Genomic DNA, 25,898 nt, shown 5'->3' on the forward strand with positions numbered 1-25,898 from the left:
CTCAGCGGAGAGACCAAGAATGAGAATGACCGAAGAAGACACCTCTCCAGTCCTCAACGAGAACGACGGCCTCTGGCCGTCGCGCAAGGGCCGGGTGCTTGACTGGCTGGTCAACGATACGCGCGGCGAGCGCTTCATCGACAATGTCCTGATCGGCCTGTCCGAGCGGCTCGTGGAAGCCGGCGTACCCGTCGCCCGCACATCGCTGCATTTCCGGACCAACCATCCGCAGTGGCGCGGCGCCCGACTCATGTGGAAGACCGGCCTCAAAGAGGCGGAGATCGACCTCTATGGCTACGAGGTCGAGAATACCCAGCTCTTCCTGCGCAGCCCGCTGAAGGTGCTTCATGACGGCGCGCGTGAATTGCGCAAGAATCTGGCGGCGCCGGTCCTCGATCCCGAGAACGAGGCGTCTCTGTATGCCGACTTGCGCGCCGAGGGTCTCACCGACTATGTGGCTCTGCCGCTCGACCATACGCTTGGAAAGCGCCATGTCGTAACCTTCGCAACAAGTCGGCCGGGCGGCTTCACCGAGGACCATGTGGAGGTATTCAAAGACCTTCTGCCGGTCTTGTCACTGGTCACCGAGGTTCGCATCAAGAATGTGATGGCGCGAACGCTGCTGCAGACCTATGTCGGCCCACATGCAAGCGAGGCGATCCTCGCCGGCGCCACGACCCGCGGCAGTGGCGTGACAATGAGTGCGGCGATCATGATCTGCGATCTCCGCGATTTCACCACGCTCTCCTCGCTCTGGCCGCGCGACTATGTGATCGAACTGCTCAACGGCTATTTCGACGCGCTGTCCGGCCCGATCGAGGACCATGGCGGCGAGATCCTGAAATTCATGGGCGACGGGCTGCTCGCCGTCTTCCCGCTCGACGTTCCCACTGCCTGCAACGACCTTCTCAAAGCGATCCGGAAGGGCCGCGCCGCCATGGCTGCTCTCAACGAACAAAGCCGGGCAAACGGCCATCCCCAGCTTGGCTACGGCGTGGGCGTCCATCTCGGCGACGTGATGTATGGCAATATCGGCTCGCAGAAGCGTCTCGATTTCACGGTCATCGGCCCGGCCGTGAACATTGCCTCACGGCTCGAGACGCTGACCAAGGAGGTTCTCCATCCCGTGCTGCTGTCGCGCGCCTTCGTCGAACGGGCGGCCTGTCAGGACGAGGTCGAGAATCTGGGCGCGTTTGAGCTCAAGGGGTTGGAAGAACCAGTGGAGGTGTCCGCGCTGAAACTCGGCTGAACGCGGCGCATCGAGGCCGCAAGGTTAGGCACCGTGGCATTTCTTGAATTTTTTCCCCGAGCCGCACGGGCAAGGATCGTTGCGTCCAACGCGGGGCCTCGCTTGCCCGCCCTCGATCTCCATGTCACCGCGGAAATAGTGCCATTTTCCGCCGATCCGCCGGAACTCGGATCGCTCCGAGAGGATGCCTATCTGGCCATTCTCGCGGAATCGCACCTTGAAGGTCACGCTGCCAACATCATCGCCCTCGAGCCCATCCGTCGTCCCGAGAATTTCGAGCCCTAGCCACTCGCTACCCTTGATCGAGCGCTTGAGATCCGCTCGATCGAATTTCATGAGCGCCTCGCCGGCCGACGTCATCTGCAGATAGTCGACGTCGCCGACCACATAGGCCGAATAACGCGACCGCATCAGCGCTTCCGCAGTTTCGGCAGGGTGGCCGGCGATGACGGGCTGGCAGCAGAACTCGAACGGCTTGGTCGAACCGCAGGGGCAGGTGGTCATGGTTTGTCTGGTCTCCGTATTCTGGCTTCACCATTCGAGGCTTCCCAACGCCTTGCATGATGGATTTGCAGCGATCATGCCAAATCGCCGCAAATCCATCATGCAAGGGGTTCAACACCGGAACAACCCTGGTGAGGCCTGCCCTAACCTTCACGACCTCGTCACCCTGAGGAAATCCGTCAAAGCCACTGGCATTCCCGGCATCCATCCGCTATTCGCTTCCCGCAAACGACCCAGACCGGAGCCCATGATGACCGACGCCCCGAACAATGGCCTGAAGCGCAACGGCCTCACCTATAGCGATGCGGGCGTCGACATCGATGCCGGCAACCTGATGGTCGAGAAAATCAAGCCGCTGGTACGTTCGACCCGCCGGCCGGGCGCCGATACCGAGATCGGCGGCTTCGGCGGTCTGTTCGACCTCAAGGCCGCAGGGTTCAGCGATCCGATCCTGGTTGCCGCCAATGACGGCGTCGGCACCAAGCTCAAGGTGGCGATCGACGCCGGCAAGCATGACACTGTCGGCATCGACCTCGTCGCCATGTGCGTCAACGACCTCGTGGTGCAGGCCGCCGAGCCGCTGCTGTTCCTAGACTATTTCGCCACCGGCAAGCTCGATCCCGACCAGGGCGCCGACATCGTCGCCGGCATCGCCGAAGGCTGCCGCCAGGCCGGCTGCGCGCTGATCGGCGGCGAGACGGCCGAAATGCCGGGCATGTACCGCGAAGGCGATTACGATCTCGCAGGCTTTGCCGTCGGTGCCGCCGAACGCGGCCAGCTGTTGCCGGCTGGCGATATCGCCGAAGGCGACGTCATCCTCGGCCTGGCCTCCTCGGGCGTTCATTCCAATGGCTATTCGCTGGTCCGCAAGATCGTCGAGCTTTCCGGCCTCGGCTGGGATGCCAAGGCACCCTTCGACGCCGACAAGACGCTGGGCGAAGCTCTGCTGACGCCGACCAGGATCTATGTGAAGCCGCTGCTCAAGGCGATCCGCGAGACCGGCGCGATCAAGGCGTTGGCACATATTACCGGCGGTGGCTTCCCGGAGAATATTCCGCGTGTGCTGCCGAAGACGCTCGCTGCTGAAGTCGATCTCGCTACCATCCCGGTCAAGCCGGTCTTCCGCTGGCTTGCCGCGACCGGCGGCGTCGCCGAGAAGGAAATGCTGCGCACCTTCAACTGCGGCATCGGTATGATCGCCGTGGTCCCGGCGGACAAGGCCGAAGCGGTTGCGGCCGTCCTCACCGGCGAAGGCGAAACCGTCGTGACGCTCGGCCGCATGATCGCCCGCACCGACGGTGCAGCCGGCGTCAGCTACAAGGGCGCGCTCGCCCTATGACATCGACGAGAAAGCGCGCCGCGATCATGATATCGGGCGGCGGCTCGAACATGTCCACATTGATCGCCGCCTCGAAGGCAGCTGATTATCCCGTCGAGTTCGTCGGTGTGATCTCGGACCACAAGGATGCCGGCGGCCTGGCCAAGGCGGAAGCGGCGGGCGTTTCGGCCATCGCCTTCGAGCGCAAGGACTTTTCGTCCAAGGCCGCGCATGAGGCGGTTATCCTCGCCCATCTCGCCGGCCTGAACCTCGATTTCATCTGCCTTGCCGGCTATATGCGGCTGCTCTCGACCGACTTCATCGGCGTCTGGCGCGGCAAGATCATCAACATCCACCCTTCCCTGCTGCCGCTCTTTCCCGGCCTGCACACCCATCAACGCGCGATCGACGCCGGCGCCAAGCTGGCTGGCTGCAGCGTGCATTTCGTCACGGAAGGCGTCGACGAAGGCCCCCTCGTCGCCCAGGCCGCCGTCCCTGTCCTGGAAGGCGACACGGCCGAGACTTTGGCCGCCCGGGTGCTGAAGGCCGAGCACAAGCTCTACGCCGCCGCCTTGCGCAAAGTTGCCGGTGGTGACTTCGGGACCGACGAGGCCGCTCAGCTCGTCTCTTTCGGCTGATACAATTCGCTAAAATTCCAGCAAATCCCCTCACCTCAAATAAACTGCCTGCCAACTCATCCCCGCCCCCAAAGCCGTTGTTAAGCTCGTCTTAACGGCGCTCACCACCAATGAGTGTCACGACGCGAAGGGGTTGTTATGCGCAAACTCATGTCCATCTGGCGTGTTCTGCCGAAAGGGCAGCAGTTCTTTCTGGTGCTGCTCGCGACGTTCATCGTCATTCCCTTCGTCGCCCTGCTCTTCCTCCAGGTCTACAACGCCTACACGCTGACCCAGCTCGGCAACGATATTTCCGTCCAGCAGGACGAGTGGAAGCGCCGCGCCGCCAGCCTCAATGCCAATGTCGTGCCGGAAAGCCTGAAGAGCCCGGCGAACCAGTTCGCCTACCAGCTTCTCGAAGTCCACGGCGACATGGTGGCCGAGCGCCGGCTCGTCGTCACGATCCAGCAACCGCTCGGGGAGAAAAAGCAGAAATCCGGCAAGATCGTCACCGAGGAAGAGCTGCTCAATGCGGCGAACGACCGGATCCAGGAGATCGGTGAGAGCGAATGCGTGGCACTTTTGGAGACGCTGGCTGGCCAATGCACGGTGATGTCCGCCACCGGCCGCGCGATCGGCGACAATGCCTATGAGTATCAGCTGCAGCTGGCTTTCGCGGAGAAAAATCCTCTCGGCATGATCGATCCGAAGGCCTCTTACGAATTCCTCGTGACCAAATCGAGCCCCGGCAAGACCGCGACGGCCTCGCGAATCTTCTTCGAAAAGTCGGCCGCGCAGCGCAAGCGCATCTATAGGGACGTGGCCGCGACCTGCGCTGCGATCCGCGTGAAATCGGGCAATTGCAGCGTCACCGGCCTGTCGATCGCCTCGAAACTCGACCGCGGCACGCCCATGGTCCGGCTTTCCGCCTCCGCAGCTTACGCGAGCCTTGTGCTGGCGCAGGACATCACCGCCTCCACCCGTTGAAGCAGTGTCCACCGATGTTATCCTCGATCAGCGCCGATTCGAGGAGACTTGCATGAAGCCTTGGCTGATCATTCTGTCCGCGACCGTGTACAGCCTGCCGGCCGCAGTCCATGCGGAAGACATGCTCCTGACCTCTGCCGACGGCGCGGTGGTCTTCCGCGGCAGCTACGGCATCACCGCCATCGAGGCCAACGAACTCGTCTACCAAGGAAAATGGAAGGTCTCCCAGCTCATCTGGGAGAGCAGTGCCATCAGCACCTTCACCGGCCAGGCAAAGGTAGACTTCGACCAGTTCTTCCTTCGGGCAACCGGCACGATCGGCATAAACGGCGACGGCCATATGCGCGACTACGACTGGTTCATCCAGGACAAGCCCTGGACGCACCGCTCCGTCCATCCCGACACCCGCCTCAACCACTATTTCACAGGTACCATCGAAGCGGGCCGCGAAGTGCTTTCCTATGACGGCACGACCGTCTCGCTCGGCGGCGGCGTCAAATATACCGACGTGAAATGGACCGCCTGGGGCGGCTCCTATGTCTATTCGTCATCCGGCTTCCGAGACCTGAAGGGCGATTTCCCCGACAATGAGAAGGGCATCAGCTATCGCCAGCAATGGCCTGTCCCCTTTCTCGGCATCGACCTGACGCATAGTGAAGGCCCCTGGACTTTCGCCGGCGGCTTCCAGGGCGGCGTCGCCGTCAATGGCAAGGGCACCGACGACCACTGGATGCGCGACCTGCGTTTCATCGACCATATCGAAACGACACCGGCGGTGATGATCACCGGCTCGGCCGAATACGAGGTCCGGCCCAACACCGCATTCTTCGTCTCCGGCGCCTTCGACCAGATCATCCGCGGCCGCGCCGATACCGACATGATCGACACGCTCAACGGCGGCAAGCGCAAATTCCCCGATGGCGCGGGGGCGGACTACATGTCGGTGACGGTGTCGCTGGGGTTGCGCGGAAAATTCTGATCTTGCAGGCGAGCCGCTGATGTCATATATTTTGCCCATGATATGGAGCAATTTCGATGACATCGAGCGTGGCGCTTCGGTTATCTCTTGCCAGTGAAAGCACCGCCGACGAACTGACTGCCGCACTCGGCATCAGCAAGCGTGAGTTGGCGGAGACGGCGGGCATTGCGTCGGGTAATCTCAATCGCAAGGCTCGCGCCAATTCTGCACAGACGCAAAATCGCCTGCGCGAAACAGCTGAAATCCTTCATCGCGTCACACCCTGGGCCGGCGGGATCAAGCAAGCCTTCGCCTGGTATCGCTCGGAGCCTCTCTCTGAGTTTGGTGGCAGAACGGCCGAAAGCTTGGTCAAGTCGGGCAAGGCCGTCGCCGTGCGCGATTATCTCGATCACGTGGCGCTGGGCGGATTTGCGTGAATTTTTCCGGCTTTGCCTATCGTGCGCACGATCCGAAATGGGCCTTCGACCCGCTTTCGGGCGAAGGGGCTTCCATTCACGGCGGCAGATTCAATCCCAAGGGCGTACCGGCGCTTTACCTCGCAACGACACTAGAAGGCGCGGTGCTGGAAGCAAGCCATGGTTTTGCCTATCGCTTCGAGCCGCTGACCATCTGCACCTACGAGATCGCGGCGATCGAAATCGGAGATCTTACCGACGGGGTGCTTCTCGCCGGCGAGGGAATCAATATCGATGACCTCGGCTCGCCTTGGATGCTCGAGACATCCGGGGGAAATCGCCCTCGATCCTGGTCCGTATATGACAAACTCGCCAAGCGGTGGGCAGGGATTTCGGTACCTTCGTTTGCCCGCAGCGCTCGGTCGGAGTTTCGAAACATAGTGCTCTGGCGATGGAACACCGGCCCGCTGGATCGGGTGAGCATTTTCGACCCAAACGACCGTCTGCCGAAAGACCAGCGATCGTGGCAGTAACTCACGCGCAGTAGCGCATCTTCGCCCATTGCAGCATCATGACCGTCTTGCCGTCGCAGATCTCGCCGGTTGTGATCATCGCGAAGGCGGCGTCGAGCGTCAGTTCGAGCACCTCGATATCCTCGCCTTCGGATTCGAGGCCACCGCCCTCGCCCACCTTCTTCGCCAGATCGATCTCGGCGGCGAAGAAGCTGACGCGCTCGGTCAACGTGCCCGGCGACATGTAGGCGTCAAAGATGAATTCGGCATTCTCGACGAGATAGCCGGTCTCCTCCATCGCCTCCCGCGCGATGGCTTCCGCCGGATGATCGCCGTCGAGCAATCCAGCGGGGACTTCGATCATCCAGCCTTCGCCGCCATTGAGATAGACGGGCACTCGGAGCTGGCGGACGAGCACGACGGATTTGCGTGCGGAATCATAGAGCAGGATGGCTGCGGCATTGCCGTGGTCGTGGATCTCGCGCTCGACGGTGATGCGGCCTCCGGAGCGTGTGGCGTGCTCGATCGTGACCTTCTCGAGATTGACAAAGCGCTTGGACAGGGTCTGCCGGTCGAGCAGCGTGATCCTGGGATCGGATTTCGGGGTCATGGATGGGCTATTTCCTCAGCCAGACATGGTTGTCGTGCAGGCCGACGCCGCCAAAAGGTGCCGCTGCGTCCGCGCTGGTCAGCGCATTGATGCCCTCGCCGTCGAGATGCGCCTTGTTGGGCCAGAGACCCTCGGCGATCACGGTGCCGACCTTGGCGAGAGCGGTGACGCGGGCATGGATGCGCAGCGATGCGCGTTCATTGCCGATCGTGACGATGTCGCCCGTCACGATGCCTTCGCGTTCAGCATCCGCAGGCGCGATCATCAGTTCGGGCTTGCCCTCTTTCTCGCGCGACGTCTTGGTCTCGGCGAAGGTGGAGTTGAGGAAGTTGCGCGCCGGCGGCGTGGCCAGACGGTAAGGGTGCATCGCGTCTGCCTCCTCGATCGAGGCCCAATAGTCCGGGAAAACAGGCAGGGTCTCGACCGGTCCCATCAGGCCCATGCTATCAGGCGCTCGCGTCGGGCCTCGCTGGCCCTTCCAGTCCGGCTTGAAGCGGAACTTACCATCGGGATGGGCGAAACCGTTGAGATAGTGTGCTGTCTCGAAATCCGGCTGGCGGTCGATCCACTTGTCGCTGAGCATATCATCATAACCCACCCCGACAGGCGCGAGGATGGCATCGATGTGCTCGCGCTCGGAAAGGCCGAAGCCGGGCATGTCGGCGACGCCGAGGCGCTTGGCCAGTTCCTCGATGACGAAGAGATTGGTGCGGACATCCTCCGGCGGCTCGATCAGCTTGGGCCCGAGCAGGATGTGGCTCTGGCCGCCGCCGCGATAGATATCGTCGTGCTCGACGAACATGGTGGCGGGCAGCACGATATCGGCGATATCGGCGGTTTCGGTCATGAACTGTTCGTGGACCGCGACGAACAGATCCCCGCGGGCAAAACCCTGCCGGACCAGCCGCTGTTCTGGTATGATATTCACCGGATTGGTGTTCTGGATCAGCATCGCCGTTACCGGTGCGCCGCCCTGCAACGAGGCCTTGTCGCCAGTCAGGATCCGGCCGAGTTCGGTTTGCGGCAAATGGCGGATCGCGGGGTCGATCATGGACGCCCCGGTGAGCAGGCGGCTATCCATGCCGAAAATGCCGGCATTGGAGTGGAAGCCGCCGCCGCCTTCATACTGGAACGAGCCGAGCACCACCGGCACCGACAGCGCCGCGTGCATCGAAACGGTGCCATTCCGCGACCGGGTGAAGCCGTATCCGAGGCGGAAATAGGTCTTCCTGGTCGTGCCGACGAGGCGGGCGAAAGCTTCGATTTCCTCGACGGAGAGGCCAGTGATCAGGGCGGCCCATTCCGGCGTACGGGTCGCAAGATGGGCTTCGAGGCCCGAGGGATCGTCGGCGTATTTGGCGAGATAGGCGCGATCGGCATGGCCATCGCGGAAGGCGACATGCATGACGGCGCAGGCAAGCGCGGCATCCGATCCCGGCTTCAGGATCAGCTTCATGTCCGCCTGCTTCATCGTCGGATTGTCGTAGATGTCGATGACCACGATCTTGGCGCCGCGCTCCTTGCGGGCGCGGATCGCATGGGTCATGACATTGACCTGTGTCGAGACGGCATTCGTGCCCCAGATCACCACGCAATCGGATTTCGCCATTTCGCGCGGATCGGGGCCGCGCAGAACGCCGGTGCCCATCACATAGCCGGTCCAGGCCTGGTTGGTGCAGATCGAGTCGAAGAAGCCGGAATATTTCTTGGCGTGGCGGAGCCGGTCGATGGAATCGCGCTGCACCCAGCCCATCGTGCCGGCATAATAATACGGCCATACGGTCTCGGAGCCGAGACGCGCCTCGGCCTTGAGGAAGGCTTCGGCGATCTCGTCGAGCGCGTCCGCCCAGTCGATTCGCTGCCAGTTGCCCGCGCCCTTGGCGCCGGTGCGGCGCGTCGGATGTATCAGCCGGTCGGGATGGTAGAGCCGTTCGGCATAGCGCGCGACCTTGGCGCAGATCACGCCCGCCGTGTAGCTGTTGTCCTCGGACCCTCGCACGCGGCCCATGCGCCCATCGGCGCCGATCTCGATGTCGAGCGCGCAGGTGGAGGGACAGTCATGCGGACAGGCGGTGTGGCCGACCTTGACTTTTTCGATGTTGTCGGAGGCCAGGTGGCCCCTAGGGGTGGCGATGTTCATGGCATTTCTATAGGACACAGCGAACGCGGCGGAAAGGCGGCGCCTTCGCAATCGCAAAATATCATCTTGCTATCACGGGAAGTCATGAATTACCGCCACATCTATCATGCCGGCAATTTCGCCGATGTTCTCAAGCACGCGGTGCTGGCGCGTCTGATCGCGTATCTCAAGCTCAAGGACAAGCCCTTCCGGGTGATCGATACCCATGCCGGCATCGGTGTCTATGATCTCTCCAGCGAGGAGGCGCAGAAGACCGGCGAGTGGCTTGGCGGCATCGGCAAGCTGCTGGGCAAGGACCTGCCGAAGGCTGTCGCACCGTTGCTCGCGCCTTATCTCGATGTCGTCAAGTCGCTGAATGCGACGAGCAATGTGCGGCTCTATCCCGGCTCGCCGAAGCTCGCGCGCATGCTCCTGCGCAAGGAAGACCGGCTGTCGCTGATGGAACTGCATCCCGCGGATTGCGAGACGCTGCAGGGCAATTTCGCCGACGACTTCCAGACGCGCGTCACCCATCTCGACGGCTGGCTGGCGCTCAATGCGCATGTGCCGCCGAAGGAAAAGCGCGGCCTGATCCTGGTCGACCCCCCCTTCGAGGAACCGAACGAATATGCGCGACTGGTCGACGGTCTCGGCAAAGCCTGGCGGAAATTTCCAGGCGGTGTTTATTGTCTCTGGTATCCGCTCAAACGCGGCGCGCCGATAAAGGACTTCACGAAGGCGCTCTATGAGCTTGAAATTCCAAAGATGTTGTCGGCCGAGCTAACGGTGCGGAGCGAGCGCGAGGACGGGCTCACCGGCTCCGGCCTCATCATCGTCAACCCGCCCTACACGCTCAAGGGTGAGCTCGACATCCTGCTGCCATTCCTCAAGGAGAAGCTGGGGCAGGATCGGTTTGCCGGCAACAGGATTGCCTGGATCAGAGGCGAGTGAATATCACTCACATGGTAAGCTTGGGCATGTTGATGACCTTCATGAACAATGCGTTCATGGCCTCGTCGATGCCCTGAGAGGGGCTGACTTCGAAGAAGAGGCCGTCAGTAGCGCATGCCTTCATCTCGGTCCCTATCTCCGAGCGGAAGGGTTTGATCCAGTCGCGATACCAACCGTTGTTTTCGATCGACAGATAGGTCGTGTAGAGCACCGCGATTTGAATATTGTTCTTTTTGATCTGATCACAGATCTTTATATCGATCGGCGATTGGCATCGACCGCTTGTGACCTTCTTCTTGCATCCGGATGGATTGTAGCTGTCGTTGACCCCATCAGACACGAAAAAGAGGACTTTCTGGCGGTCCGTGTTGTTAAGGCCTGTGCCGCCCTCGTCCATGACTTTCTTAAGCTCCTTGAGCATCTTTTCAAAGTCTGTCTGCTGGTCGTTGTCGTAGCCTTGATGGGGAATCGACATTAGGTCGAGGGTTGCAGTCTTCGACTTCACGTCATCCAGATCGCTTGAAAGGGGAGCCACATCGGTCAATTCAACCTTGGTAGCCTTCGCGCCCATTGAATAGACGGCCATGCGATACTGGTTCGAGTAGCGACGAACAGTCTTCGCTGTGTCCATCATCTTCTGAGCTGCCTTGCTGACGAGGTGGACCCGAAGGGTTACGCCAAGCGTTTTTGACAAGGCATAATAGTCGTTGGTGCTGCCTTCGATATGGCATGCGAACGCGCACTTGTCGGGGGTATTTGCTTCCATCTTTTCAATGTCTGTGGTCGTCGCCCCGAGTCCCATGGACGGCGAATTGTCCAGCATTAGATGAAAGTCGATGTAATTTGCCGGCACGTAGCTGCCCTCTGCCACGCCTGCGATCCGCACGGTGCGGATTCCGAACATGCCGAGGAAGCTCGTGGGCACACTGCCGGAATAGGCGACATGGGAGGTGAATGTCACACCGCTCCGCTTGATGACAATTTCGGTGCCGGAAAGATAGGACTTGGTCTTGGCAGACAAGTTAGCCCCGAACAGGTTCTGCGCATCCTCCTTGGCCAATGCGAGCTCGCCGGTCAGGCTCTGGCTCAGTGCGGCTACGACGCCGGCCGACTGTTCAGCCAGCGCGCTGATTGCGGCGCTGTCTGCCGCCGTCTGCAATTCTCCTCGGATCGACAAGGCGTAGCTGTAATCCAGGGCCGCACCCATGCCCATTGCCATTGGCGCCATGATCAAGCCCAGCACCATGCCGAAGTTTCCGCATTTGTTGGTGATCAGTCTGGCAACGAGTTTCTTCATGGCAAGTCCAGCAAGTTCGATTGATGAAATCTACTTACGCTTCTTGCGCGGCTATCCGGTTAACAGTTCCCATCGCGCAGCATCGCCGCCGCCCGATATTTAAGCGACGGTGAATTTTCCATAAATTTTCCGGCTTTGGTCAGTCATTCCGCCATCGCACCTTTCCCTGATCCAAAAAATCGATGGAATGCACGAGAATGGAACGTTCTGAAATGATGCAGACGTTATAGTTCGGCACGAGGTCACCATAGCCCATGCGTCCAGCAATGCCGGAAAAATCGGGCCAGCAGGCGTGGCAGGTCGATCGCGGCGCCGAGAAGGGGATGCCATGGATGGCGCCGCTGAGGGTGAAGTGGCAGTGACCGAAGAAGATGTGCCTCACCACGCGTTTGTACTCTCCAAGTAGAGCCTGAAACTGTGCTTCCTGCACGATCCCGATACGATCGGCATTGGCGACATGAACCCCGGTAGGGTTGTGATGCATGAACAGCCAGGCGCCGACGCCCTCGTGCACGGCTCGCTGCAGTTCGGTCTTCAACCAGGCAAGCCGGGTTTCGCCGTAGTGTCCGGCATGGGTACCCTTCTCCGCTGTATCGAGATAAATGAACCGGCCGACAGGGACGTCCTCTACCCATTGCACATAACCGTTCGGGTCGAACGCCGCTCCGGGGAAGATCGAACGGAAGGTTTCGCGGTCGTCATGGTTGCCGACCAATAGCGCGGCTCCAGCTGCCCTTGGAGCGGGTATGTCGCAAGGATATCCCTGAGCCGGATATAGCTTTCGCGCAGTCCGTGATGGGTGAGATCGCCGGTGATAACGATCCGCTCGGCGTCGGCATGAAATTCCGCAATGTGGCCGAGGCACGCCTTGAAATTGGCGACGGGATCGATGCCGAGGATCGGTTCGGGATTGATGTGGATGTCGGAGATATGGATGAGCTTCGGGAGGAAAATGCGGGGCGGAAATCGCTCATAGGCAGGAGACTGTGACAGCTTTGCACTTGACCCGCCAACGGCAAGCGGATCAAGGTGCGGCTCTTTGAGAATGGAGTGAAACCATGTTTGGCAGACGTCTGGCAATGGCGATCGGACTGGCGGCCCTGGTGGCGGCGGCGACGGCGCATGCAGGCGAATTCAAGCTGCCCGGGTTGTCGGATCTGCCCAATTCGACTGACCAATGCGCGACCGCGACGGTTCTGAACAATCTGAAGCGCGATGTCGACCACAAGTTTCGCGGCTACACCAAGACCAAACTGTTCCTGGTCGAGATCATCAATCCCGTCGAAACCTATTCTCGCGAGCGCGACGAGACGCACACGGTCGACCGCAAGTGGTGCCATGCCAAGGCACGGATGAACGACCGTACCATCAGGGACATGTGGTATATTCTGGAAAAGCCCTGGAGCCTCGCTGGGGCACCTTTGTTTACGGGTGTCGAGTTCTGCATTGTCGGCCTTGATCCCTGGAAGGTTTATGGCAAGGATTGCTCGACGATCCGCAACAATATCGGCTGGTGAGCCGGGTGGCGCGCTGGTGCCTCTGCCTGCTGACGATCTTGGCCGGGCTGATCGTGCCGCAGGCCGCCAGCGCTGACGATTTCGACTTCTACGTGCTGTCGCTCTCATGGTCGCCGAGCTGGTGCGCCAGCAACGACCGTGACGGCTCGACCGCGCAGTGTGACGGACGCCGGGCCTACACTTTCATCGCCCATGGCCTCTGGCCGCAGAACGAGCGCGGCTGGCCGGAATATTGTTCGAGCTCGGAGTCCGAGCGCGTGCCGCAGGCGCTCGCGAAGACGCTCTACGACATCATCCCCTCGGCCGGCCTCGCCGGCCATGAATGGCGCAAGCACGGCACCTGTTCGGGGCTGACGCAGCGGATCTATTTCGACACGCTCAGGGCCGCCTATCGGAAGATCAGGTTGCCGCCCACGATCTTCGATGGCCGCATCCAGCGCCGTCTTGCCACCGACGAGATCGAGACGCTGTTTGCCCGCGCCAATCCCGGCCTGAAGACGGATGCAATCGCGGTCGGCTGCGAAGGCGGCCAGTTGAGCGAGATCCGCATCTGCATGACGAAGTCATTGACCTTCCGCGCCTGCGCGGAGGTGGATAGAAACGCCTGCCGGACGCGCATGATCAGCGTGCCCGCCCTACCCTGAGGTTTTCATGAAGCTGCTCTATTCTTCCACCTCGCCCTATTCGGCCAAGGCGCGAATGGCCGCCGTCCATCTCGGTCTCGATGTCGAGGCCGTGCCGACCAAGACCGATGGCGCACCCGCCGACCTGATCGCGAACAACCCGCTCGGCAAGATCCCTGTGCTCACTCGCGAAGGTGAAACTCCGATCTTCGACAGCCGGGCGATCATGCAATATTTCGACCGCATGACCAAAGGCGGGCTCTATCCCCGCAAGAACGAGAAGCGCACCGAGGCGGATGTGCTCGAAGCGCTTTGCGACGGCATCACCGACTGCCTGCTCGCGATCGTCTACGAGAAGCGTACCCGGCCGCCTGAAATGCAGTACCAGCCCTGGATGGACCGGCAGTGGGAGAAGGTCGCGCGCGGGCTCGATCATCTCAATACCAACCTGCCGAAGACGACGAAGAAGCTGCATGGCGGGCATTTCGCTCTCGCAGCCCTCCTTGGCTATCTCGACCTGCGCTTTGCCGGACAGTGGGAGAAGGGTCGCGGCAAGCTCAAGGGCTGGCCGAAGAAGTTCGAGAAGTTCTTTCCCGAACTCGAAAACATGAAGCCGCAGCAGTAACGACAAAGGGCCGGGATTTCTCCCGGCCCTTTGTCGTTCGCTGGAGGTAGATCAGAACTTCAGACCGAGGCCGACATTGACCTGATGCTCCTTCAGGCCACGGTCGGTGGCGCCGGAGTCGAGGTTGAATGTCTGGGTCTGGTAGTTCGTGTAGCGGTATTCGGTGCGGGCCGTGATCGACTCGGTGATCTTGGTTTCCACGCCGGCGCCGAGCGTCAGGCCGAGCAGCGTCTTGTTGCTGTCGGAGGTTGCGTCCTTGACTTCCATATTGGTCGCAGCAAGACCACCGGTTGCATAGACCATCGCCGGGGTCAGGTCATAGCCGACGCGGGCGCGCAGCGACCCGTTCAGGCCCTGATTCGCTTCGACATTCTTGTTGGTCTTGTCGAGGCCCGAGAAGTTGGCATCAACTTCGGCGCCGTAGACGATCTGACCGTCCTGCTTGTTGTAGCCGGTATAGACGCCGCCGCCGAAGCTGCGGGCGTCGTAATCCTTGTTATCCTTCATCTTGCCCCACTGGTGGGTAAGCTTGCCGCCGATATAAGCGCCTTCCCAGTTGTCGGCCGGAGCGACTTCGACCGACTCGGGCGCTGCGGGAATTTCGTCGATGGCATCGGCGGCGCGCGCGAAGGATGCAGCTGAGAGCGCGATGGCCGAAGCGGCGAGGATCTTGGTGAAGGTACGCATGACTTTACTCCTTATGTGCAGCCGCATGTCTTGGGAGGACAAACCGGCAACGGTTTCGAATTCAATCCCTTCCTGGATCGAAGAATTCATGCCCCTTCATGGCGGATTTCCGGTTACCGAAACGTGAATCAATCATGGCAATGTTGTGTTATTGTGTAAACACCAGGATCATAACTATACCTTTCATTCACCATACTTCCAAAAATTCTCCCACATATCCTCCATCTCCAAAATATACATAAAAATTCGAAAAGATTACGTTGGTTAACAAAGATGTAATCCGGCCGTTTGAACAAGCCGTATCAGCACTATATCTGTTAACTCCATCAATGAAGCGATTCACAAGGGCCGGTTTTGACATCAGCACAATTGAAGACCGCACTGGTGACCGGGGGTGCGCGGCGCATCGGCGCGGCGATCGTCAGGGATCTGGCGGCGCATGGCTATACCGTTGCTATCCATGCCTCGGCATCAACAGAGAAAGCCGCGGCGATGCGCAATGAGATCACCGCTTCCGGCGGTCGTGCCTGCGTTGTGACCGGCGACCTGATCAGCCGCGAAGGGCGCGAGGCGCTGATGTCGGCCACGAACGCGCTGGTCGGGCCGATCGATCTGCTCGTCAACAATGCCTCGATCTTCCAGCGCGACAGCGTCGACGAGTTCGACGAGGCGCTGTTCGACGACCATTTCGCCATCCATGTGAAGGCGCCGACGGTGCTGACCCGGGACTTCGTGCGACAACTGCCGGAAGGTGTCAGTGGGCTCGTGGTCAACATCGTCGACCAGCGCGTCTGGTCGCCGACACCGCGATTCTATTCCTATACGCTATCCAAGGCGGCGCTTTTCATGGCGACCAAGACGGCAGCGCAGGCGTTGGCACCGCGTGTCCGGGTCAATGCCATCGGTCCAGGCCCGACATTGCCGGCGGCGCGGCAGACACAGGCAGACTTTGAGAAGCAGGTGTCGGGGCTTATTATGAAGAAGGGTGCGGGACTCGACGAGTTCGGCCGGACGATCCGGTTCCTGCACGAGACCCCGTCGATCACGGGACAGATGATCGCACTCGATGGCGGCCAGCATCTCGCCTGGCAAACGCCCGATGTGGCAGAGGTTGTGGAATGACTAGGTGGTAATGAATTCTGGCAAGCCGCTCGATGGCGGCATACTCTATGACGACGAACCGGTGGAGGATGAGGACGACCTCGTCGAGCCGGACGTCGAAGCCCCCGTTACCGACGGCACAGGCGCAACTATCGCCTGGAACGAGACCCCGCGGCCGGAAACCGGCCTCACCGGCATGGAACTGATCGGCGAATTCGTCAAGCAACTGCCGAACAGCCCTGGCGTCTATCGCATGTTCAACGTGGCAGGCGACGTTCTCTATGTCGGCAAGGCGCGGTCGCTGAAGAAGCGCGTCGGCAACTATGCGGCGGGCCGCGTGCACTCCAACCGCATCGCGCGGATGGTGCGCGAGACGGCCAATATGGAATTCGTCACCACCCGGACGGAGACCGAGGCGCTGCTGCTCGAGGCCAACCTCATCAAGCGCCTGCGGCCTAAGTTCAACGTGCTGCTGCGCGACGACAAGAGCTTTCCCTATATCCTGATCTCGGGTGCGCACCGGGCGCCGGCGATCATGAAGCATCGCGGCGCGCGCGTGCGGAAGGGCGACTATTTCGGCCCCTTCGCCTCGGCAACCGCGGTGGGGCGGACGATCAATTCGCTGCAGCGCGCCTTCCTGCTGCGCACCTGCACGGACTCGGTGTTCGAAAGCCGGACCCGCCCCTGTCTGCTCTATCAGATCAAGCGTTGCGCCGGGCCCTGCACGCACGAGGTCAGTGACGAAGACTATGGGGAACTCGTGTCGGAAGCGCGTGATTTCCTTTCGGGCCGCAGCCAGCTGGTCAAGGCGACCATCGCCAAGGGCATGAACGAGGCGGCGGAGGATCTCGATTTCGAGCGCGCTGCCGTCTATCGCGACCGGCTCGCCGCACTCTCGCATGTGCAAAGCCACCAGGGCATCAATCTCGCCTCGATCGAAGAGGCGGATGTCTTTGCCATCCACCACGATGGCGGGCTGTCCTGCATCCAGGTCTTCTTCTACCGCACCGGCCAGAACTGGGGTAACCGCGCCTATTTTCCCAGGGCCGATCCTGCGATGACCGGGGCGGAGGTGCTCAATGCCTTCCTCGCGCAGTTCTATGACGACAAGCCCTGTCCCCGGCAGATCCTGCTGTCGGAGACGGTCGAGGAGCAGCAATTGCTCTCCGACGCGCTGACGGAGCGATCGGGCTTCCGCGTCCATATCCATGCGCCGCAGCGCGGCGAGAAGCGCGAAGTGGTCGAGCACGCGCTCAACAATGCCCGCGAAGCGCATGGCCGCCAGCTCGCCGAGACTTCGTCACAGGCGCGCCTGCTCAACGGGCTGGCCGAGACCTTCAGCCTGCCCTACCCGCCGCGCCGCATCGAGATCTACGACAACTCGCACATCATGGGCACCAATGCCGTCGGCGGCATGGTGGTCGCGGGCCCGGAAGGCTATGTCAAAAGCCAGTACCGCAAGTTCAACATCAAGAATGAAGAACTGACCCCTGGCGACGACTTCGGCATGATGCGCGAGGTGATGACACGGCGCTTCTCGCGGCTGATCAAGGAAGAAGGCCTGCCTGATCGCACGCAGCCCCCTTCAGATGATACGCCCTTCCCCATGTGGCCGGACGTGATCCTGATCGACGGCGGCCAGGGACAGATGACCGCTGTGCGCGCTATCCTCGACGAACTTGGCATCCGCGATGTCGTGACCGCCATCGGCGTCGCCAAGGGTCAGGATCGTGAGGCCGGGCGTGAGCGCTTCTTCATGCAGGGCAAGCCGGACTTCTCGCTGCCGCCGCGCGACCCGGTGCTCTATTTCATCCAGCGTATGCGCGACGAGGCCCACCGCTTCGCGATCGGCTCACATCGGGCCCGGCGGAAGAAGGAAATGGTCAAGAATCCGCTGGACGAAGTGTCCGGCGTCGGACCGACGCGCAAGCGCGCGCTGCTGCAGCATTTCGGTACGGCCAAGGCGGTATCGCGGGCCGGGATAACCGACTTGCTTGCGGTTCCCGGCATTTCGGAAACCGTGGCGCGCATCGTCTATGCGCATTTCCATGACAAGGTTCCGGAAAGGTAACGCAACTAGCGTCAACCCAAAGGCTCAAATGCAAAAACGCCATCGCCCGGGGGCGATGGCGTTCTAATGGGGGTCGGTCAACAGTAAGGCAGAACGAGGACTCCGCGTATTTACTACTGACCGACCGGCCCCACGACCCAGGAGATGCGGCGGACCTGAGCATCATGGGGTATGCGAATCTGTGAGCAGTTAGCTCCCTATTCGGGTCGCGAAAAACATGCGCCAAAATGGCGAAGAAATCAACGGCTTATTAACCAACCGTCTTTCGAATTACACAAATGGTTAACCTCGGAGGCAGTCGCGTCCGAAGTCGTGCCCATTATTTTGAATAAGAAATCCCCTAAAAACTCTGAGGTTTCATTGAATATGAAATACACGATTTGATTCGGCAAGGTGATGCCGGCCGGCAGAGTATAAGCACGCGCCGATCTATCTAACTATCGAAATTATTTGATAATTTTACCCGCTTGGTGCGAATCTTTACCGGAGATTCCGATCCGGCTGCGTCGCCCGGTTGTATACATACACCAACATAACCGGCGCGCTAGAAGGCGACTGCCATCGCGGCGCCAAATTGACGCAGCGTTCAGTATATCACCGCGAAATCGATTGTGGATAAGCCTTTTGCCTTACCAACTTCCGGAATTCGTCCGAATCACGCCGCGGCGGCGACCACACGGTTGCGGCCGCCATGCTTGGCCTCATAAAGCGCCCTGTCGGCCTGCTTGATCAGTTCTTCCGCGGACGTCGCACCAAAGACCGTCGACGAGATGCCGAGCGATGCCGTGATGTTCAGTTCGGTGCCGTTCTGCCTGAGCGTGAAGGGTCTGTTCTCGACGACATAGCGCAGACGCTCCGCAATCGCCGCCGCGGTTTCAGGCGACGTATCCGGCATGATGACGACGAATTCCTCGCCGCCGAACCGGCAAGCGAGATCGGCGCCACGCACCGTTGAGCGGACGCGAGCGGCGAATTCCTTGAGCACTTCATCGCCGGCATCGTGGCCATAGGTGTCATTGACCGATTTGAAGCGATCGATATCGGTGATGCAGACCGAGAGCGGTCGGCCGCGCGCTACCGCGCGATCGAAGAGCAGTTTCAAATGCTTGTCGAGATAGCGGCGGTTGTTCAGCCCGGTGAGCGCATCGGTCACGGCGAGTTCGATCGTCTGGTTGACGCTTTCGCGCAGACGGTCGTTGTAGCGCTTGCGTCGGATCTGGGTCAGGCAGCGCACCAGCAACTCATTCGGATCGACCGGCCGCAGGATATAGTCGTTGACGCCGAGTTCCAGCGCGCGCACGACCATCGCCTCCCCGCCGGCATCGACGACGAGCAAGACCGGGATGAAGCGCGAGCGCTCAAGCGAACGGATCTGCGAGCAGAGCCGGAGCGGGTCGTAATCGTCGAAATTGGAATTGACAATGATGAGATCGTAGCTGCCTTCGGCGGCTTCGAAGATCGCAGCCTGCGGATCGTTCATGGCCGAGACGTCGGCGACAGGCTTCAGCGCGCGCGCAATGCGTTCCTGTGAATTGGCGCGGCCATCGACGAGGAGGATATTCGCAGGCTCTTCTTCGCGTGCGGAGGTACCGTCGACACCGATCGTGCGAGCCGTCTCGGCGCGAAGGCGCAGTTCGTCGGACAGCATCTTGAGCCGGACGAGGCTTTTGACGCGCGCCATGAGTTGCATGTCATTGACCGGCTTGGTGAGGAAATCGTCGGCGCCCGCGCGCAGGCCGCGCACACGATCGGCCGGCTGGTCGAGCGCGGTGACCATGACGACAGGAATATGCGATGTCTTGGGATTGGCCTTGAGGCGCTCGCAGACTTCGAACCCATCCATGCCGGGCATCATGATGTCGAGCAGGATGACGTCGACCGGTGCCTTGGAGACGATGTCGAGGCATTCATATCCGTTCTCGGCCGTGAGCACGTCGAAATACTCGGCGAGAAGCCGTGCTTCGAGCAGTTTCACGTTCGCGGGAATATCATCTACTACTAGGATACGCGCGGTCATACAGAAATCCCGTTACTCAATCCCGATACATGGGGCCCGCTACTTCGACGGCTCAGGCGTCGCCGAGATAAGTCTTGATCGTCTCCAGGAACTTGGGCACCGAAATGGGTTTGGAAATATAGGCCTCGCAGCCGCCCTGGCGAATGCGCTCCTCATCTCCCTTCATCGCGAAGGCCGTCACGGCAATGACCGGGATGACATGCAGTTCGTCATCCTCTTTCAGCCATTTCGTGACTTCGAGGCCGGAAACCTCCGGCAGCTGAATGTCCATGAGGATCAGATCGGGCCGATGCTTGCGGGCAAGGTCCAACGCTTCCATCCCGTTCCGGGTCTGGATCGTCTTATATCCGGACGCCTCGATGAGGTCGCGGAAGAGCTTCATATTGAGCTCGTTGTCTTCGACAATCATAACCTGTTTTGGCATCGCGCCGGTCTCTATTCCCGATTTTGCACACTGTTTCCTTGCTCTATATAGGAAAAAGCACGCGGATTCTCAGCGTTCCACCCGACACACTAGGTCGATTAGGTTTAAAAAGGCGTAATATGCGAGACAAAATGCCCGCTAGGGAACGGATCGGCGTGGTGAGCGCCGAGGATGCGGAGGCCATGGCGATCCAGATCCTGGGCTGGCTGATCAGCCAGCCGGACCTGCTCAACCGGTTCATGGCACTGGTTGGCGTTGATGCCGGCTCAATCCGCCGGGCGGCCGAGGAGCCCGGTTTCCTCGGAGCGGTGACAGGCTTCGTGATGGCGCACGAACCGACCTTGCTGGCTTTCTGCGAGCAAAATGATGTAAGAGCCGAGCGCGTCGCCGCCTGCCATCATCGGCTGGCGGGACCCGAAAGCGAAAGCTGGTCATGACGGCAGCCATTATCGAAAGCCTTTCCGCCTCCAGGCGGCCTCTTGTTGTCTGCGATGTCGACGAGGTGGTGCTGGAATTCCTCGATCCTTTCGATCGCTACCTGAATTCCGTCGGCCACAAGCTGCATCCGGACAGCTTCCGCCTGCACGGCAATATCCGCAGCATCATGGAGGACATTGTCGCGGCCCATGACCAGGTCAACCGCATGGAGGAAGAGTTCTTCGCGACCCAGGACAAATGGCAGGTGCCGGCCAAGGGCGTCGATGCGGCTTTGCGCAGCCTGTCCCGCGATGCCGACATCGTCTTCCTCACCGCCATGCCGCCGCGACACCATGATGTAAGGCGCTCATTGCTCGACCTGCACGGACTGGATTTCCCGATGATCGCGACCGAGGAGCCTAAGGGGCCGGTGGTGGCGAACCTGATCGGCGAAAGGAACGTGCCGGCGGTGTTTGTCGACGATATCGTCCGCAACCATGGTTCGGTGCGGACACACGCGCCAGGATGCCTTTTGATGCATATGATGGCCAACCAGGTGTTCCGGGCGATGGCGCCGAAGCCGGAGAATGATATCGTCATCGCCGAGGACTGGGCGCATGCGGAGAGGTTGATCCGGGAGCATTTGGGGTTGGCGGCTTGAATTAGAACAATAGAAGTGCCCTTATCGCCGGAGATGACGCGCAGGTGGTTGCGTGCCTCAGGTTTGGGGGGCGTTCGCGACCGGCCAGGCAAGAGGTCGTTCCTTGACGCTTCTTTTCAGATTGCTGACCATGGCTCTTTTGGCGTGCAGCCCGCTCGCCGACGCCTCTGCCTGCGCAACGGGTCCGCCTCCTTTCAACTTTCGGATCTTCGGCCGTGCAAACGTTGTCGTGAACGCTCGGATCATCGGCTACGCTCGGGAAGAATTCGCGCGCTCTAACAAGAGCAAGGAGCCGAGAGCTCTCAGTTATCTTGAATTCGAAACCATCGACAGAGATGAGGCGCCATCCGCAAAGCAACACGGAGCCAATCTGCTCCGTGCGCCTGCCATACGAGGACGCTTCAAGGCCTACCTTTATGGCAATGCATCGGCCGCCAAGACAGCTTGGCCCGGCCCGAAGCAAGTGATCGTTGGGCTGGCCGTCTATGACCGGCCGGACGGAACGCCGGGTATGTTCGTTGCAGAAGGCGTCTGCAGCAGCATTGCGCTGGTCGAGGACAATGTCGAGAACATGTTGCGAATTTCTCAGGTGCAGGATGACTTTATGAATTGGCTTTACATGCCTCAGGAGAATTAGGACGCCATCGCACGATCTCGCTTGAGCACCCTCACCAACCGTCATATCGTCAGCCGTTCAACTTCTGTTCCGGCGTATCATGGGCACCCCTGACGACATCTACGGCTTCTGCCGCGATTGCCTGAAGCCCGTTACGGGATCAGTCAAGCGCTGCCGTGCCTGCGGGTCCCCTCGCCTTCTTCGCCATCCGGAACTCGACCGGCTGACGATCGCCCATGTCGATTGCGACGCCTTCTATGCCTCGGTCGAGAAGCGTGACAATCCGGAGCTCGCCGACAAGCCGGTGATCATCGGCGGCGGCAAGCGAGGCGTGGTCTCCACATGCTGCTATGTCGCGCGCATCCATGGCGTGCGCAGTGCCATGCCAATGTTCAAGGCGCTCGAAGCCTGCCCGCAGGCGGTGGTGATCAAGCCGGATATGGAGAAATATGCCCGCGTCGGCCGCGAGGTGCGCAAGATGATGCAGGATCTGACGCCGCTGGTGCAACCGATTTCGATCGACGAGGCCTTTCTCGATCTCGCCGGCACTGAGCGCCTGCACCACGATCCGCCCTCGCGGACGTTGGCCAAATTTGCCCGGCGTGTCGAGCAGGAGGTCGGCATCACGGTCTCGGTCGGGCTTTCCTATTGCAAGTTCCTGGCCAAGGTCGCATCCGACATGAACAAGCCGCGGGGCTTCTCGGTCATCGGCGAGGCTGAGGCCTACGATTTCCTCAAGGAAAAGCCGGTGACGCTGATCTGGGGGGTCGGCAAGGCCTTTGCCGCCAGCCTTGCCGCCGACGGCATCACCATGATCGGCCAGTTGCAGCAGATGGACGAGGATGTGCTGATGAAGCGCTACGGCATCATGGGCCGGCGGCTCTTCAACCTGTCGCGCGGTCAGGACGACCGCAAGGTTCACCTCAACGACGAGGCCAAGACGGTCTCGGCGGAGACGACCTTCTTCGAGGATTATTCGCGTGCCGAGGATCTCGTGCCCGTGCTCCGGGCGCTCTCAGAACAGGTGTCGCGGCGGCTCAAGAAGGCGGCGCTGGCCGGCCACACCGTGGTGCTGAAGCTCAAGACCCAGGACTTCAAGACCCGCACCCGCAACCGCAGGCTCGAGGCCCATACCCAACTCGCCGACCGGATCTTCCGAGAAGGCGTGGCACTGCTCGAGAAGGAGCTCGACGGCACCAAATACCGGCTGCTCGGCATCGGCGTCTCCGATCTCGGCGATTCCGCCCGTGCCGACCCGCCCGATCTCATCGACCAGGATGCCGGCCGCCGCGCCAAGGCGGAGGCAGCGATGGATACGCTGCGCGACAAGTTCGGCAACAAGAGCATCGAGACCGGATATACATTCGGCCGGGGCAAGCGCGGCCACGTCTAGAGACATCTTCGCCGTGGCGTTGCAGCGATTTGGGCAACGCGCCCACTCGTGGTATCCGGGCGATCCTTTAACCATCAATTAACCGTGATGCCAAGCTGTGCCCTGTTCCCTTGGTAACTTACGGCGTTGCAAAGATTCCTTAAATCGGGACATCTAACCTTAGGGCAACCAGTATTGCGTGGGGACACACATGCTTACGAAACTTGCGTTTTCATTCGCCTTCACTACCGCTTCCATTTTCAGCACAGCTGCCCTCGCCGCCGAGGACATGTCGCCGCTGCAGATTTTCGTCTCCAAGGACAGCCAGACCCTTGTCGTCTATGACGGCGACCAGGTGGTCACGACGTCCGAGGTTTCTACCGGCAAGCGTGGTCACACCACGCCGTCGGGCATCTTCTCGATTCTAGAGAAGAGGAAGACACATTTCTCCAACCTCTATGACTCCGCACCGATGCCATGGATGCAGCGCATCACCTGGTCGGGTGTCGCTCTACATGAATCACATCACGTGCCGCGCTATCCGGCGTCGCATGGTTGCGTTCGCATGCCGCGTGCCTTCGCCAAGGAGCTCTTCTCGATGACGAAGCGCGGCTTCCATGTCGTGATCACCGATCGCGAGGTGGCGCCGCATGCCGTGGTCGACGCCGACCTCTTCATGCCGCGCCTCGCGCAACCGCAAGCCGACTTGCTCAGCGACGCCGACCTGCGGCCGACAGTGACCGGCGACAAGACCGTCGAAGTCGCGATGTCTGAAACGCTGCCGAAGCTCGGCGCTGAGGCTGTCGTCGCAGCCCCCAAGAACGAGCCGCCGGTGAAGATCCTTATCTCCCGCGTCACCGAGCGCCACAAGATGATGGACGCACAAGGCATGCTCACCCGCCTCGGCTACTATGATGGCCCGATCGACGGCAGCATCGGCACCAAGTCGCGCGACGCGATCAAGGCCTACCAGGAAATCCACGGCCAGAAAGTGACGGGCGTTATGGACGAGGCATTCCTCGTCTCTATCCACAAGGTCATGAACAAGAAGCCGCTGACCGGCTGGCTCTCTGTTCGCCGCAACTTCAAGCCTGTCTTCGACGTGCCCGTCGACATCACCGACCCGCAGGTCGCGCTCGGCACGCATTTCTTCACCGCGATCCGTGTCAACCCGGCGCAGAACAAGGCCGAGTGGTTCGCTGTCAGCATCGACAACCACATCACGGACAAGGCCATGAAGCGCCTCGGGATCACGGTCGCCGCCGACGCTACCGCGCCTGACGCAGCCGAAGATGCCTTCAAGCGGGTGGTGATCTCCTTTGAGACCCGCGCCAAGATCGAAGCCATGCTCGGCAACGGCTCGTCGCTGACCATCACCGACACCGGCACCGAAAATGAAACCGGCCAGGGCACGGACTTCATCACCATCACCAAGCCGCTGCCGAAAACGGAAGGGTAAGTTCCTTCCGGCGCGGCCCCGGGATCAGAGGACGAAATCATCCTCGTCAAGCTGTTCGAGGATGAAACCCTTGATCGTCAGCTCATGCGTTCCAAAGGTGAGGACGACATCGTCGCCCGATTGGCGGGCGGCATCCCTGACGTCGGAGAAGTCATCAATGCCGGCAATGCGGCTGAGGTCGATATCGTCGTCACCGGTTTCGAAATCGGTGATCACATCGCGGCCCAAATGGAACAGGAAATAGTCAGCGCCGTCGCCGCCCGTCATGCGGTCATTGCCGGCGCCGCCGTCAAAGCGGTCGTTTCCTTCGCCGCCATCAAGCCTGTCCGCGCCCTGGTCGCCGTCGAGCACATCATTGCCTTCGCCGCCGTAGAGGCGGTCAGCCCCCCGATCTCCCGCCAGTTCGTCATTACCCTCCCCAGCCACGACACGGTCGTTGCCGGCGCCGCCTGAAAATTGGTCATTGCCGCTCTCATCGGTCATGACGTCGTCGCCATCGCCACCAAAGAGCTGGTCCTCGCCCTTACCTCCGGCAATCTCGTCGTCTCCGCCGTCACCGTAGAGTTCGTCGTCGTCATCTCCACCATGAACAATATCGTTCCCAGCATCCGCGCGGACGACATCCTCCCCATCCATGGCAAATATGCTGTCATCACGGCGCGTGCCGTCGAGCTTGTCTTTTTCGTCTGTTCCATCAATGCGGGCCATCGTTCTCTCCGGTTCACGGGGCGCCCATGCGGCGAACTCCGTTCATGCGAGAGAACGTCGTG

At 60.7% G+C, this 25,898-nt stretch carries 28 protein-coding genes; 19 read left to right on the forward strand and 9 right to left on the reverse strand.

Annotated elements, in window-relative coordinates; all coding sequences use genetic code 11:
* The first annotated feature begins 19 nt into the window (after nucleotides 1-19).
* Nucleotides 20-1,249, forward strand: a complete 1,230-nt coding sequence (locus AC2YI2_RS25265) for an adenylate/guanylate cyclase domain-containing protein (protein WP_487389282.1) — start codon at nucleotides 20-22, stop codon at nucleotides 1,247-1,249.
* Between the two features lie 24 nt (nucleotides 1,250-1,273).
* On the opposite strand, the gene AC2YI2_RS25270 is transcribed toward AC2YI2_RS25265, so the two are convergent.
* Nucleotides 1,274-1,753: a YchJ family protein gene (locus AC2YI2_RS25270; protein WP_487389283.1), complete on the reverse strand. Its 480-nt coding sequence runs from the start codon at nucleotides 1,751-1,753 to the stop codon at nucleotides 1,274-1,276.
* Nucleotides 1,754-2,003: 250 nt separating this feature from the next.
* Between AC2YI2_RS25270 and purM the strand changes: the two genes are divergently transcribed.
* From purM to AC2YI2_RS25300, 6 genes are all read left to right on the forward strand, one after another.
* Nucleotides 2,004-3,092 carry a phosphoribosylformylglycinamidine cyclo-ligase gene (purM, locus tag AC2YI2_RS25275; RefSeq protein ID WP_487389284.1) on the forward strand — a complete coding sequence of 363 codons (1,089 nt, stop codon included), beginning with the start codon at nucleotides 2,004-2,006 and terminating at the stop codon, nucleotides 3,090-3,092.
* Nucleotides 3,089-3,709 carry a phosphoribosylglycinamide formyltransferase gene (gene purN / locus AC2YI2_RS25280; RefSeq protein WP_487389285.1) on the forward strand — a complete coding sequence of 207 codons (621 nt, stop codon included), beginning with the start codon at nucleotides 3,089-3,091 and terminating at the stop codon, nucleotides 3,707-3,709. The genes purM and purN overlap by 4 nt, the downstream gene beginning before the upstream one ends.
* Before the next feature lie 138 nt (nucleotides 3,710-3,847).
* On the forward strand, nucleotides 3,848-4,675 hold the full coding sequence (locus AC2YI2_RS25285) for a hypothetical protein (protein ID WP_487389286.1): 828 nt from the start codon (nucleotides 3,848-3,850) through the stop codon (nucleotides 4,673-4,675).
* A 52-nt stretch (nucleotides 4,676-4,727) separates the two neighbouring features.
* The gene (locus AC2YI2_RS25290; protein WP_487389287.1) at nucleotides 4,728-5,654 is read left to right on the forward strand and encodes an omptin family outer membrane protease; all 927 of its coding nucleotides are present in this window, start codon (nucleotides 4,728-4,730) and stop codon (nucleotides 5,652-5,654) included.
* Nucleotides 5,655-5,710: 56 nt separating this feature from the next.
* Nucleotides 5,711-6,070, forward strand: a complete 360-nt coding sequence (locus AC2YI2_RS25295; RefSeq protein ID WP_487389288.1) for an antitoxin Xre/MbcA/ParS toxin-binding domain-containing protein — start codon at nucleotides 5,711-5,713, stop codon at nucleotides 6,068-6,070.
* Nucleotides 6,067-6,582: an RES family NAD+ phosphorylase gene (locus AC2YI2_RS25300; RefSeq protein WP_487389289.1), complete on the forward strand. Its 516-nt coding sequence runs from the start codon at nucleotides 6,067-6,069 to the stop codon at nucleotides 6,580-6,582. Before AC2YI2_RS25295 ends, AC2YI2_RS25300 begins: the two co-directional genes overlap by 4 nt.
* A gap of 1 nt (nucleotide 6,583) precedes the next feature.
* Here AC2YI2_RS25300 and AC2YI2_RS25305 read toward each other — a convergent pair whose 3' ends face one another.
* Both AC2YI2_RS25305 and AC2YI2_RS25310 read right to left on the reverse strand, forming a co-directional pair.
* Nucleotides 6,584-7,171: an NUDIX domain-containing protein gene (locus AC2YI2_RS25305; RefSeq protein WP_487389290.1), complete on the reverse strand. Its 588-nt coding sequence runs from the start codon at nucleotides 7,169-7,171 to the stop codon at nucleotides 6,584-6,586.
* A 7-nt stretch (nucleotides 7,172-7,178) separates the two neighbouring features.
* Nucleotides 7,179-9,311, reverse strand: coding sequence for a molybdopterin oxidoreductase family protein (locus AC2YI2_RS25310; protein ID WP_487389291.1), 2,133 nt, complete (start codon nucleotides 9,309-9,311; stop codon nucleotides 7,179-7,181).
* An 84-nt stretch (nucleotides 9,312-9,395) separates the two neighbouring features.
* On the opposite strand from AC2YI2_RS25310, the gene AC2YI2_RS25315 reads away from it, so the two are divergent.
* Nucleotides 9,396-10,241 carry a 23S rRNA (adenine(2030)-N(6))-methyltransferase RlmJ gene (locus AC2YI2_RS25315; protein ID WP_487389292.1) on the forward strand — a complete coding sequence of 282 codons (846 nt, stop codon included), beginning with the start codon at nucleotides 9,396-9,398 and terminating at the stop codon, nucleotides 10,239-10,241.
* Nucleotides 10,242-10,248: 7 nt separating this feature from the next.
* Here the strand turns inward: AC2YI2_RS25315 and AC2YI2_RS25320 are convergent, their stop codons facing one another.
* Both AC2YI2_RS25320 and AC2YI2_RS25325 read right to left on the reverse strand, forming a co-directional pair.
* A complete protein-coding gene (locus AC2YI2_RS25320) occupies nucleotides 10,249-11,538 on the reverse strand; it encodes a Tad domain-containing protein (protein ID WP_487389293.1) in 1,290 nt (429 codons plus the stop codon).
* Between the two features lie 139 nt (nucleotides 11,539-11,677).
* Nucleotides 11,678-12,253 (reverse strand): metallophosphoesterase family protein, encoded by a 576-nt coding sequence (locus AC2YI2_RS25325; protein WP_487389294.1) that lies wholly within the window; start codon nucleotides 12,251-12,253, stop codon nucleotides 11,678-11,680.
* An 80-nt stretch (nucleotides 12,254-12,333) separates the two neighbouring features.
* Between AC2YI2_RS25325 and AC2YI2_RS25330 the strand changes: the two genes are divergently transcribed.
* From AC2YI2_RS25330 to AC2YI2_RS25345, 4 genes are all read left to right on the forward strand, one after another.
* Nucleotides 12,334-12,528, forward strand: a complete 195-nt coding sequence (locus tag AC2YI2_RS25330) for a hypothetical protein (protein WP_487389295.1) — start codon at nucleotides 12,334-12,336, stop codon at nucleotides 12,526-12,528.
* A 68-nt stretch (nucleotides 12,529-12,596) separates the two neighbouring features.
* Nucleotides 12,597-13,055, forward strand: a complete 459-nt coding sequence (locus AC2YI2_RS25335) for a hypothetical protein (RefSeq protein WP_487389296.1) — start codon at nucleotides 12,597-12,599, stop codon at nucleotides 13,053-13,055.
* Nucleotides 13,022-13,699 carry a ribonuclease T2 family protein gene (locus tag AC2YI2_RS25340; protein WP_487389297.1) on the forward strand — a complete coding sequence of 226 codons (678 nt, stop codon included), beginning with the start codon at nucleotides 13,022-13,024 and terminating at the stop codon, nucleotides 13,697-13,699. The genes AC2YI2_RS25335 and AC2YI2_RS25340 overlap by 34 nt, the downstream gene beginning before the upstream one ends.
* 7 nt (nucleotides 13,700-13,706) lie before the next feature.
* Nucleotides 13,707-14,303 carry a glutathione S-transferase family protein gene (locus tag AC2YI2_RS25345; RefSeq protein WP_487389298.1) on the forward strand — a complete coding sequence of 199 codons (597 nt, stop codon included), beginning with the start codon at nucleotides 13,707-13,709 and terminating at the stop codon, nucleotides 14,301-14,303.
* 51 nt (nucleotides 14,304-14,354) lie between these two features.
* On the opposite strand, the gene AC2YI2_RS25350 is transcribed toward AC2YI2_RS25345, so the two are convergent.
* Nucleotides 14,355-14,990, reverse strand: a complete 636-nt coding sequence (locus AC2YI2_RS25350) for an outer membrane protein (protein WP_487389299.1) — start codon at nucleotides 14,988-14,990, stop codon at nucleotides 14,355-14,357.
* A 354-nt stretch (nucleotides 14,991-15,344) separates the two neighbouring features.
* Between AC2YI2_RS25350 and AC2YI2_RS25355 the strand changes: the two genes are divergently transcribed.
* Together AC2YI2_RS25355 and uvrC are read left to right on the forward strand one after the other, a co-directional pair.
* Nucleotides 15,345-16,112: an SDR family oxidoreductase gene (locus AC2YI2_RS25355; RefSeq protein ID WP_487389300.1), complete on the forward strand. Its 768-nt coding sequence runs from the start codon at nucleotides 15,345-15,347 to the stop codon at nucleotides 16,110-16,112.
* A gap of 10 nt (nucleotides 16,113-16,122) precedes the next feature.
* Nucleotides 16,123-18,162 carry an excinuclease ABC subunit UvrC gene (gene uvrC / locus AC2YI2_RS25360; RefSeq protein ID WP_487389432.1) on the forward strand — a complete coding sequence of 680 codons (2,040 nt, stop codon included), beginning with the start codon at nucleotides 16,123-16,125 and terminating at the stop codon, nucleotides 18,160-18,162.
* A gap of 655 nt (nucleotides 18,163-18,817) precedes the next feature.
* On the opposite strand, the gene AC2YI2_RS25365 is transcribed toward uvrC, so the two are convergent.
* A complete protein-coding gene (locus AC2YI2_RS25365; protein ID WP_487389301.1) occupies nucleotides 18,818-20,179 on the reverse strand; it encodes a PleD family two-component system response regulator in 1,362 nt (453 codons plus the stop codon).
* A gap of 52 nt (nucleotides 20,180-20,231) precedes the next feature.
* The gene (locus tag AC2YI2_RS25370; RefSeq protein WP_487389302.1) at nucleotides 20,232-20,603 is read right to left on the reverse strand and encodes a response regulator; all 372 of its coding nucleotides are present in this window, start codon (nucleotides 20,601-20,603) and stop codon (nucleotides 20,232-20,234) included.
* Between the two features lie 131 nt (nucleotides 20,604-20,734).
* Here AC2YI2_RS25370 and AC2YI2_RS25375 point away from each other — a divergent pair, with 131 nt between their 5' ends.
* The 5 genes from AC2YI2_RS25375 (at nucleotide 20,735) to AC2YI2_RS25395 (ending at nucleotide 25,128) form a co-directional block, all read left to right on the forward strand.
* Entirely contained in the window at nucleotides 20,735-21,040 is a 306-nt protein-coding gene (locus AC2YI2_RS25375; protein WP_487389303.1) for a DUF3572 domain-containing protein, read from the forward strand.
* The gene (locus AC2YI2_RS25380) at nucleotides 21,037-21,681 is read left to right on the forward strand and encodes a hypothetical protein (protein WP_487389304.1); all 645 of its coding nucleotides are present in this window, start codon (nucleotides 21,037-21,039) and stop codon (nucleotides 21,679-21,681) included. Before AC2YI2_RS25375 ends, AC2YI2_RS25380 begins: the two co-directional genes overlap by 4 nt.
* Nucleotides 21,682-21,784: 103 nt before the next feature.
* A complete protein-coding gene (locus tag AC2YI2_RS25385; RefSeq protein WP_487389305.1) occupies nucleotides 21,785-22,318 on the forward strand; it encodes a hypothetical protein in 534 nt (177 codons plus the stop codon).
* 79 nt (nucleotides 22,319-22,397) lie between these two features.
* On the forward strand, nucleotides 22,398-23,690 hold the full coding sequence (locus AC2YI2_RS25390; protein WP_487389306.1) for a DNA polymerase IV: 1,293 nt from the start codon (nucleotides 22,398-22,400) through the stop codon (nucleotides 23,688-23,690).
* Between the two features lie 190 nt (nucleotides 23,691-23,880).
* Nucleotides 23,881-25,128 carry a L,D-transpeptidase family protein gene (locus AC2YI2_RS25395; RefSeq protein WP_487389307.1) on the forward strand — a complete coding sequence of 416 codons (1,248 nt, stop codon included), beginning with the start codon at nucleotides 23,881-23,883 and terminating at the stop codon, nucleotides 25,126-25,128.
* Between the two features lie 24 nt (nucleotides 25,129-25,152).
* Here AC2YI2_RS25395 and AC2YI2_RS25400 read toward each other — a convergent pair whose 3' ends face one another.
* Entirely contained in the window at nucleotides 25,153-25,836 is a 684-nt protein-coding gene (locus tag AC2YI2_RS25400; RefSeq protein WP_487389308.1) for a calcium-binding protein, read from the reverse strand.
* Nucleotides 25,837-25,898 lie beyond the last annotated feature (62 nt).

The organism is Rhizobium sp. SRI_017, assembly GCF_057586295.1.